Origin of the sequence: Brevundimonas sp. LF-1, from assembly GCF_037055305.1 — a bacterium.
GTDB classification, from domain to species: Bacteria; Pseudomonadota; Alphaproteobacteria; order Caulobacterales; family Caulobacteraceae; genus Brevundimonas; species Brevundimonas sanguinis.
On the sequence record NZ_CP146349.1, the window covers coordinates 1,749,426 to 1,758,482 of the forward strand.

The following is a 9,057-nucleotide window of genomic DNA, read 5'->3' on the forward strand; positions in this document are numbered from 1 at the left end:
GGGGTAGGGCGTGGGCGGGTTCACTAAAGCCGAACGGCGGGAAGAAGCGCAGCGCAGGAAGGCCGAGGAATTGGCCAGGGACCACAACAGGACCAAGGCCTCGGAGTATCGGCCGGGACCGCATGATCCGAGCTGTCTCGTCTGCAATCGTCAGTTTCCTGCCTGGCAGGTCACGGACGACCGCGCACCTATCTGCGACAGCTGCTTCTGACATCATCATGGATGAAGACGACGACATCGATCCTTCAGACGACCCGATCTATCGGGCTGGCGTCCTCATGGGCAGGAACCAAGCTCTGACGGATGTCATGGAGCGCCTGTTCTCACCTGACGCCGTGTCGGCCGAGAAGACCGTCCGATCCCTTCATGCCTGGGTCCAGCAGACGATGGATGAGGTGAGGGTCGAGATGCAACTCGTGTTCGCGGAGTTCGGCGACGATGACGAGGATGAGGACGCCTAACAAAAACCCCGCCTGGTGGGGCGGGTGACACGGTGCATTGTTGAGCGTGGCAGGATCGCCCAGCCTGTTGTCCCGTAACGGAGACGAACAGATGATTACCCTATCGTACCGAGCCGAAGCCCTTGAGCGCATTTACCAAGGGCTGATCCAGCTGCCTCCTTTCGAGCGCGCAATGGTCGCTCGCGCTCTAAATAATTCCTCAGCCATGCTTCCGCTTGACGGAGATGTTGGGCGCGAAGCTGATCAACTCCGCCGAGACCTACTGCGCGGGAGTGACGAGGATCCAGTTTAACTGACGCGATATCTATTGGGTCGATCCCCCAATTTTGCTCACAGTGCGGGATTGCACACCCACCGATTCGTCAGAAAAGCTTTCGTCAAGAGCTTTACCTGCGATTAGGGATGTGTACCTCTTCATGTAGCTGGCGACCGTGCGCTAGACACTAGATGTCGTGTCTTGCATCGTCGTTCTGCTCCCAACGAAAAAGCCGCCGGAAGCGCCAACTTCCGACGGCCTTTGCTTCGATGGGTTTCCAAGGGTTGGCGAGGCCCGTCTCAGCGCTAACACCGTGAATTCTTTCACGGGCTGAGGGCCTCGTCAATCCATCACTTTGAAGCCCGGACGCCGGGCAGAAAGGGATGGCAATGCAGTACGCCCTCCAAGTTTTTGAGACCGAAGACAACTTCGACTTCCGCATTGTTGATCGTGACGGCGAGCCCTGGTTCGTCCTCGTCGATGTTTGCCGCGCGTTGGATCTCCGCAATCCTAGTGATGCCGCCTCCCGGCTAGATGCTGATGAGAAAATGACCCTCGCTCTGACCGAGGGTCAATCAGGCGTCCGCGGCGGGGCGCGTTCAATGACGATTATCAACGAGTCAGGCCTGTTCTCGTTGATCCTTCGATCGGACAAACCTGGGGCTAAGCGGTTCAAGAAGTGGGTGACTTCCGAAGTCCTGCCTTCAATCAGGAAAACCGGAAGCTACGGCGGACGCGTGCCGACCTTCATCAAGCGATACAATGAAAATTGGAACCGGATCGAACAGGGACATTTCTCGGTTCTGAACGAACTGGTTATCCGCGTTTGGGGGCGCTTAGAGCAAGCGGGGCACTTGATGGCTGACAAGGCTCCCGACGGCACGGAATTGCGCCCCGACTCGAGCGTAGGGCGCTGCTTTTCAGACTGGCTAAAAAAGAACCATCCGACGGTCTCTACATCATTTTCCTATTACATCCACACGACCGCCCAATGGGAGGGCGAGGTTCGGCAGTACCCCATGTCAATGCTACCCCTCTTCCTGGAATACGTGGACACGGTCTGGATACCCCAGAGAGCGCCTGAGTACTTCAAGACCCGCGACCCTGCGGCTTTGCCTTACCTACCGAAACTGCTTCCCGACCCCTCGCGGCCCAAACCGGGAATGATGAGGCGGCCAACGCTCCTCGGCTATCGGAAGCGGAAGCCATAAGCACTAGGGGAGGCTTCGGCCTCCCCACTTCAGTCCGTTGCGCCTAAGGCGTCTTCGGCGTCCGTTAGGAGCGTAGCTACACATTCGCTCCAATCGGCGGCCTGATCTTCAGATAGTTCGGTAAGGAAGGGGATGGCGCTTCGTCCGCCGTTCATTTGCACCCCGACGGTAATGGCAGAATCTACGGCTACATGTCCGATTGCGTCAGCGGTCGCAGCTCCCAGTGTGAACGAAACTAGGCGGTAGCCGGCATCCTCGCTGACCAGCGTTGATCTGATATCCCCGGCATTAGAAGCGTAGCCGGTGATCAAATATCCGGTGTCGGGAAGGCGCAGCGCCTGACCGTCCAAAATCGTGACTTTGAGCATGGCCGACACATCGCCAGCGCCGAAATGGTAGAGGTTAAATGAACCGTCTGCTCCGACGGCCCGTCCGCCAAAATAGAGGTTGTCCCGCTTCACTGATTTGAAATTCAGCGCGCAACCGCGAAGCGCGCCATCGCCAAACACCGGCGTCACGGTTGCGTCGCTCCAACGCTCTTCTGCTTGGCCGATCAACAAAAGCGCCGCAATCAAACCAATCATTTCGTCTCCCCCGCCTTAGCGCTGCAGCCTGCGGTTCGCCGCCAGCTGCAGGCGGTCTAGGCTCGTCGCGTAATCCAACGGATGCGGCCGACGATCCGCACTTGGTCTTCGGGCACCTGATATTCGCCATGCAGCGGGTTGTCCGACTTGATCCTGACCTGACGAGGCTCGCTGCCTGGGATGCGCTCGACCCGCTTACAGACGAGGGCGTCGCCGTCCCAAACGGCGAAGATGCCGGGCAGGCCGATCCGCGAGTCGTTCATGTCGATCAACACAAAGTCGCCGCTCGAAAGCGTGGGCTCCATGCTGTCGCCGATTACCTCTTGAACGGTGGCGCTGCCGGGCGACATGCCGAGCTGATCCACGACCAAGAAGCGAGGATAGGGCCACTCCCGCTTGGTGGTCTCTGCTCCGACATAGAAGCCGTCACCTGCTGAAAGGCGCACATCGTATTCTGGAAGCATCACGACGTTAGATAAGTCGGCGTGTGCGTCAGTTTCGGGCGGAAGGTCGGCCTCCGACGCTTCGTTGAACCTTCCCGTCAGCACCTCATGGGGCGTTGCATTTAGCCCTTTTGCGAGCTTCGCGAGATTGTCTCCGCGGACGCTTTTCTTCTTTTCGTTCAGGATATCGTTGACGAAATTCCTCTCGAGATCGCCGTCACGGGCGGCTTCGAAGGGGTTCTTGCCGATCTGCTGAAGACGTCTTGAGACGATAGTTTTTAGCGAAGCCATGTCGGATTTGTCCGATGGCGGCGCGGGAAACTCCAGACGGATGTTTCCGATTGACCAAGTAGGAAACATCCGACTATCGTTTGGCGCATGGAAAGCACCCTGCGTCGTCATCTCGAAACCTGCGCTGCCGCGTTCGCAACAGCCACGAACCGGGAGGGCTCGACAGTAGCCCGGTTGGCCACAGGCGACTGGCGATTTTTCGATCGTCTGAACGAAGGCGCGCCTTTTACCGCGCGGAAGTACGACGCGGTCATGGCCTGGTTCTCTGCGCATTGGCCCGAAGATGCCGCATGGCCTGCCGACGTGCCGCGGCCTTTCGTTTCGGCAAACGACGACGCCCCCGCCAGCGAGGCGGCGTGACATGCTGTCATCGGCCGCCCTCCAGTTTCGACGCCAGGAAGCCCTGATCAACGCCGGGACAGTCTACGGTCTGATCATCGGCGCCAACGAACTGGCCGTCCAAGGTCGCGAGGCGGATGCCCTGGTGGCGCTGGCGACGATCACCGGCGCGCTGCCGTTCGAGATCGATGCGATCCGCGAAATCCTCGCCGCCGAGCGCGAGGCCGCAAAGGCTCGTGATCTCACGCAGCGGACGCTCGCTCCCTTCTTCGGTCGCGTACCCGCTGAAAAGCCGAATGCCGCGAACGACGAAACCCAACCGCCTTCTCCCGAACAGCCAACCCCGACCGTCGCCTGAGCGAGAGCGCCGGTCAGTTGGAAACGACCACGGAACGTCCAGTGAACAAGATCAGCCACAGAGAACACGCCCGGCTCGCTGGAGAGCTGATCGAAGCCTGTGGAGGCTTGGAGGAGGCGGCGAGGGCGTGCCGGGTCCGCAGGTCGTCGCTGTCGAACTACGAGAACCCGAATGAGCCGTCGACGATGCCGGCGGACGTGATGGTTGATCTGGAGCGTCATTGCGGGCGGGCGATCTACAGCGCCGCCTTGGCGGACCTCTGCAAGCCCAAGCCACTCACGGGTTGTCTGAAGGAGCTCGCCTTCGACCTCGCCCAGGAGAGCATGGACGTCGTCGCCGTGGTCCGCGAGGCGCTGGCGGACGGGCGCCTGTCCAACAACGATCTGGACGCCATCGCTGCCGCTGAGCGCGATGCAGAGCAAGCCCTCGAGCGGGTCCGCGGCGTTCGCCGGGCCATCGAAGCGGCGAGCCCGACCCCGCGGAGGGCCGCCTGATGGCATTCCTGCTGATCATCGGACACGCGCTGTTCCTGCGTCTGGCGCGCAAGCCGTCGCTGTTTAACGCCAAGCCCTTCGCCCTCTGGCGATGACCGAACGGGACTGACCGCCCCGTTGAGCGGTCTTGATGGAGGGCCAGATGGCCAAGAAGCTCGAAGCTGACAATGACCAGTACCCCGACGTTCAAGGAACGATCGGCGCCATTCCGAACGAGCCGGACAACGGCATGCCGTCGCATGACGACATCCGCATGGCCGCGAACGAAATGGTCCAGTGGAACGAGAAGCGGAAGAAGCTGACCGCTGAGATCAGCGCTTTCCGCAAGGGCCTGAAGGCCAAGGGCATCAAACTAGGCGTCCTCGACGAACAGGTCCGCCTGCTCGAATGGACCCCGGAAGAGGTCAAGCAGTTCTACGCCGAGCGTGACTGGTTCGCAGAGGCCATGCGCCAGCCCATCGGCTCGCAACTGGAGCTGTACGGCACCGACGCCACGCCCGATCCGGTCCGCGAGCAGCTGAAGTGGCGCAACATCGGCTTCCGCGATGGTCTGGCCGGCAAGGGCTGGGCGAACGAGGCGCCCAAGGAATGCCCGCACGACTGCATCCAGTCCTATGGCGAGGGCCACGAGGAAGGGCAGGCCACCGTGCGCCGCGCCTTCGCCGCTCGCTTGGCTCAGGCGCCGGTCTCCGAAATTGACGACCAGCTCGACATCGAGGACGCGGCCAACGACGACACAGAGCATCAGCAGGACGCCGCTTGATGATCATGGCGCTCGACCTCGCAACCCAGACGGGGCTCTGCATCGGCGCTCCTGATGCGCGCCCGACGCTGAGCCACTTCCGCCTGCCGTCTACCGGCACGGACGTCGGCCTGTTCCTCTCAGCTTGGGAGGACTGGTTGCGGCCGCAGGTGCGCGAGGTCGGGCCCAGCTTGATCGTCTTCGAAGCTCCAATCCTGGCGGGACAGACCCAGATCGCCACCACCCGGAAGCTGCAAGGCATGGCAGGCGTCACCGAAATGGTGGCGCACCGCGCAAGCATCGAGTGCGCCGAGGTGGCCACATCGCAGGTGAAGAAGGCCCTGACCGGCAGCGGCCGGGCCGAGAAGCACGCGATGATGGCCGCCTGCAGGGCCTACGGCTTCGACCCCAAAACCTCAGATGAAGCGGACGCTTTCGGCATCTGGCTCTGCGCCGTCCGCCTTCGTCATCCGTCCCATGCCTGGCGCTGGGAACCCCTGAACGCAGCGAGGACAGCATGAGCACGATCCTGAACGCGTGGCACGACCACGAAATCGAGACGATGAAGAAGATGTGGTTGGCCGGGAGTTCGGCCACCGAGATCGCGCGGGTGTTGCCGGGTCGCTCTAGAAACTCTGTCATCGCCAAGGTGCACCGTCTCGGCCTGACGCGCGAGCGCATGGAAGCGAAGGCGTCGCCCCCAGCTTCGACAGGCCGAGCCCCTGCCGTGAAGCGCAACCGCACCACGGGCGGGATCAGGATCGACAAGCCTGCACCGGCTTCCAGCTTCGGCCGGTTTGCGCCGTCCAGCCCTGAGGAGGCGGCCAAGAAGCGGGAGCATTTCGCCAAGCATGGCGCCGGGATCATCGACGGCTTTGCTGAAGCTGCGAATGACACCTCGATCCTGCTGATCGACCGCCGCCGGTTCCAGTGCTCGTGGCCGGTCGGAGAGATCTCGGGCGCCGGGCAGATGTGCTGCGGTCAGCCGGTCGACCCCGCCGCTACTGGCGCGACCGAGACCTATTGCCCGACCCACCACAAGCGAGCGGTCGGCAGGGTGCTAGCCGCGTCCAAGGCTTTCGGGTTCGGTGAGCGGCGCCCGGCCCGTCGCGCCGAGTCCACCCCTTGGGATCAGGGGAGGGCTGCGTGAGCCAGCGCGAGAAGTACCTCGTTGAACGGATCGACCGCAGCCGGGAGACCGCGACCAGCCAACAGGCGCGCTCGTCTCGCGCGATGTTCCTGCGCATGACCGCGCGCCGGACAGTGCGCTCTCTGATGCAGGATGTGGCCGATCCGAAGGAACAGGCCGCGCTCCTCGGCGACCTGATCGACATCGCCGCCGAGTTCCGCTGGCCCCTGATCGGCCGTGTCGAGACCGCCACGGCTCTGAACTCGGTCGCGGCTGACGTGTGCGCGATCTACCGCCTGCCCAAGGCTGTGAAGAACGCTGCCGCCGAACACGCCTGGAGCAGGCTGACGGCGGCGAATGATGGGGGTGAGGAATGAGGCCCCAAGTCCTGATCCATTGGGATGCGACTGGCATGCAGCGGACCGGCGCCACGGAAGGCGTCGAGGTCGTCTACGTCGACGAGCGCGTCCCGCACGACCGCGTCTATCGCAGCATGGGCAGCGTCACCCCGAGCTGATCGAGCTTCTTGCCTCCGGGCAATTCAAGGACGTCGATGACGCCCTAAACCATATCGATGGAGGGGGCGCATGAACCGCCGCGACCTCCTCGACCTCGAACTGAACTACGCTCGGATGCTGCGCCGTGAGGCCAAGTCGCGCGCCAAGCGCTATCCGGCCGTGGCTGAGCAACTGAACCGCTGGGCAGACGCTGCTGTCGGTCGCGCCGAGGCCATCCGATCCGGCCCGCTCTTCGACACGGAGCGCTCGGCATGATGGACGATCCCCGCGACGCCGAAGATGCGGCCAACGCCCTCCCGCTGAATCTGGAGGCTGAGCAAGCCCTGCTGGGCCAGCTGATGTTCGACAACGACGTCCACCGGCAGGTGCATGACGTCGTCACGGCGGAGGACTTCAGCGAGCCGTTCCATCAGCGGCTCTACGCTGCCATCGACGGGCTTGTGACGGCCGGAAAGCTGGCCGAGCCGACGACGCTGCAGGCTGCCTTTACTGCTGATCCGGCCTTCGAGGAGTTCGGCGGCTTCAGCTACCTGTTCGACCTCGTCGACAGGTCCCCGCCGTCCAACCGCTCGCGGGACTACGCCGCCCTGGTAGCTGACACCGCCGTCCGCCGTCGCCTGATCAAGATGGCGGCCGACGCCATGCATCAGGCCCGCAATCCCGAACTGTCCGGCTATCAGGCCGTGGCCTTGGCGCGCTCTGAGCTTGAAGCGGCCGAGCGTGGCGCTGCGCCCGAAGATGCGCTGTTCGTGAACGCCCATGAGGCCGCGCAGGCGCGGATGGATCGGCTGGAGCTGGAGGTCGCCACCGGCAAGCCGAAGGGCGTGCAGACAGGGCTGTCGTCGATCGACAAGCGCCTCGGCGGCCTGATGCCGGGATCGGTGCTCGTCATGGCCGGGCGCCCTGGCATGGGCAAGACGGCCCTTCTGGGCAACGTCCTCTACGGCGCCGCCCTGCGGAACCCGACCAAGCTCTTCGCCGGCTTCTCGCTGGAGATGGACACCGACCAGCTGAATGACCGGGCCCTGTCACGTCTGACGGCCACGCATGAGCAGCCCGTCAGCTTCTCCGACATCGCCAAGGTGGCGCCGCTGACCTCGTTCGACCTGCAGACCCTCCATGCAGTGAAGGGCGAGATCCCGAAGAACCTCTGGCTGCGGGATAGGGCAGGGGTGTCCGTCGAGGACGTGTCTCGCGCTGTCTGGGCCATGAAGCGCCGCGGAGACTTGGCCGCCATCGGGATCGACTACCTCCAGCTGATGCGCCGTCCAGCCCTGGCAGGGCGCAACGAGGCCTCCGCCATCGCGGAGATGACCGGGGCGCTGAAGACGCTCGCCCGCGAAGCCAAGATCGCGATCATCCTGCTGTCGCAGCTGAACCGCTCGGTCGAGCAGCGCGACGACAAGCGCCCGATGCTGTCGGACCTGCGGGAGTCGGGCTCGATCGAGCAGGATGCCGACGCCGTCCTCTTCCCCTTCCGCGAGGTCTACTACCTCCAGAAGGCCGAGCCGAAGGCGGGCACCGAAGAGCACCTGCTCTGGGAGGCCGAGGTCGCCCTGAAGCGCACGGTGATGGACGTCATCATCGCCAAGAACCGCCACGGCTCCGAGGGCTCTGAGCCCCAGCAGTACCGGGCTGAGATCGACCTCATCACTGACAGGAGCGCGGCATGAGCCTGAGCCTATCTGCCCTGCGTGAGCTCGTCGCCATCGGCCTGACTGCCGAGCAAATCCTCCGCGTGGCCGAAGCCCAGGCAGAAGCCGCCGAGACCCCGCGCCAACGGACCAAGGCTGCCGAGCGCCAAGCACGATACGAAGAGCGGAAGCGTCAGAAAGCGTCAGAAAACGTCAGTTCTGACGTCAGGAATGACGCGTCAGAAGCTGACGCCTCCCTCCCTCTCCCTCCTTCCCCCAGACCCCCCAACCACCCACACCCTCCCGCGAGTATAATCCCCCTTACCCCCCAAGGCCGGGGCTCGTCGGAAGCCCAAGGTTTCGCTGCCGGATGGTTTCCCGACTGCCGAGCTGATCGCCGAGCAACAGGCCAAGGCCCGTGAGGTCGGAGCGAACTTCGACGTCCAGCGCTTCGCCGCAAGGTTCCGCGATCAGTGCATCGCCAAGGATCACCGCTACGCCGAGTGGCCTGCGGCATGGCGGAACTGGTGCCGGACTGAGATCGAGCGCGCCCCGAAGACGGCTCTGGCTGCCGCGCAGAGCCGGGCCACCCCGTCC

The 9,057-nt window shown here is 63.5% G+C and carries 13 protein-coding genes; 11 read left to right on the plus strand and 2 right to left on the minus strand.

Annotation, left to right across the window (positions count from 1 at the left end):
- The first annotated feature begins 218 nt into the window (after nucleotides 1–218).
- Both V8F63_RS09620 and V8F63_RS09625 read left to right on the plus strand, forming a co-directional pair.
- On the plus strand, nucleotides 219–461 hold the full coding sequence (locus tag V8F63_RS09620) for a hypothetical protein (RefSeq protein WP_392353004.1): 243 nt from the start codon (nucleotides 219–221) through the stop codon (nucleotides 459–461).
- Between the two features lie 645 nt (nucleotides 462–1,106).
- Nucleotides 1,107–1,928 carry a Bro-N domain-containing protein gene (locus tag V8F63_RS09625; RefSeq protein ID WP_392353005.1) on the plus strand — a complete coding sequence of 274 codons (822 nt, stop codon included), beginning with the start codon at nucleotides 1,107–1,109 and terminating at the stop codon, nucleotides 1,926–1,928.
- A 29-nt stretch (nucleotides 1,929–1,957) separates the two neighbouring features.
- On the opposite strand, the gene V8F63_RS09630 is transcribed toward V8F63_RS09625, so the two are convergent.
- Nucleotides 1,958–2,512, minus strand: a complete 555-nt coding sequence (locus tag V8F63_RS09630) for a hypothetical protein (RefSeq protein WP_392353006.1) — start codon at nucleotides 2,510–2,512, stop codon at nucleotides 1,958–1,960.
- Nucleotides 2,513–2,568: 56 nt separating this feature from the next.
- A complete protein-coding gene (locus V8F63_RS09635; RefSeq protein ID WP_392353007.1) occupies nucleotides 2,569–3,315 on the minus strand; it encodes a S24 family peptidase in 747 nt (248 codons plus the stop codon).
- A gap of 18 nt (nucleotides 3,316–3,333) precedes the next feature.
- Between V8F63_RS09635 and V8F63_RS09640 the strand changes: the two genes are divergently transcribed.
- From V8F63_RS09640 to V8F63_RS09680, 9 genes are all read left to right on the plus strand, one after another.
- Nucleotides 3,334–3,606 (plus strand): hypothetical protein, encoded by a 273-nt coding sequence (locus tag V8F63_RS09640; protein WP_392353008.1) that lies wholly within the window; start codon nucleotides 3,334–3,336, stop codon nucleotides 3,604–3,606.
- Nucleotide 3,607: 1 nt separating this feature from the next.
- Nucleotides 3,608–3,943, plus strand: coding sequence for a hypothetical protein (locus tag V8F63_RS09645; RefSeq protein WP_392353009.1), 336 nt, complete (start codon nucleotides 3,608–3,610; stop codon nucleotides 3,941–3,943).
- Between the two features lie 41 nt (nucleotides 3,944–3,984).
- Nucleotides 3,985–4,437, plus strand: coding sequence for a hypothetical protein (locus V8F63_RS09650; protein ID WP_024354199.1), 453 nt, complete (start codon nucleotides 3,985–3,987; stop codon nucleotides 4,435–4,437).
- 142 nt (nucleotides 4,438–4,579) lie between these two features.
- Complete coding sequence (locus V8F63_RS09655) at nucleotides 4,580–5,200, plus strand: hypothetical protein (protein WP_392353010.1); 621 nt, start codon at nucleotides 4,580–4,582, stop codon at nucleotides 5,198–5,200.
- The gene (locus V8F63_RS09660) at nucleotides 5,200–5,700 is read left to right on the plus strand and encodes a crossover junction endodeoxyribonuclease RuvC (protein WP_392355070.1); all 501 of its coding nucleotides are present in this window, start codon (nucleotides 5,200–5,202) and stop codon (nucleotides 5,698–5,700) included. Before V8F63_RS09655 ends, V8F63_RS09660 begins: the two co-directional genes overlap by 1 nt.
- Nucleotides 5,697–6,329, plus strand: coding sequence for a GcrA family cell cycle regulator (locus V8F63_RS09665; protein ID WP_392353011.1), 633 nt, complete (start codon nucleotides 5,697–5,699; stop codon nucleotides 6,327–6,329). The genes V8F63_RS09660 and V8F63_RS09665 overlap by 4 nt, the downstream gene beginning before the upstream one ends.
- Nucleotides 6,326–6,685, plus strand: coding sequence for a hypothetical protein (locus V8F63_RS09670; protein WP_392353012.1), 360 nt, complete (start codon nucleotides 6,326–6,328; stop codon nucleotides 6,683–6,685). The genes V8F63_RS09665 and V8F63_RS09670 overlap by 4 nt, the downstream gene beginning before the upstream one ends.
- 210 nt (nucleotides 6,686–6,895) lie before the next feature.
- The gene (locus V8F63_RS09675; protein ID WP_392353013.1) at nucleotides 6,896–7,081 is read left to right on the plus strand and encodes a hypothetical protein; all 186 of its coding nucleotides are present in this window, start codon (nucleotides 6,896–6,898) and stop codon (nucleotides 7,079–7,081) included.
- The gene (locus tag V8F63_RS09680; RefSeq protein WP_392353014.1) at nucleotides 7,078–8,499 is read left to right on the plus strand and encodes a DnaB-like helicase C-terminal domain-containing protein; all 1,422 of its coding nucleotides are present in this window, start codon (nucleotides 7,078–7,080) and stop codon (nucleotides 8,497–8,499) included. Before V8F63_RS09675 ends, V8F63_RS09680 begins: the two co-directional genes overlap by 4 nt.
- The last annotated feature ends 558 nt before the right edge of the window (nucleotides 8,500–9,057 follow it).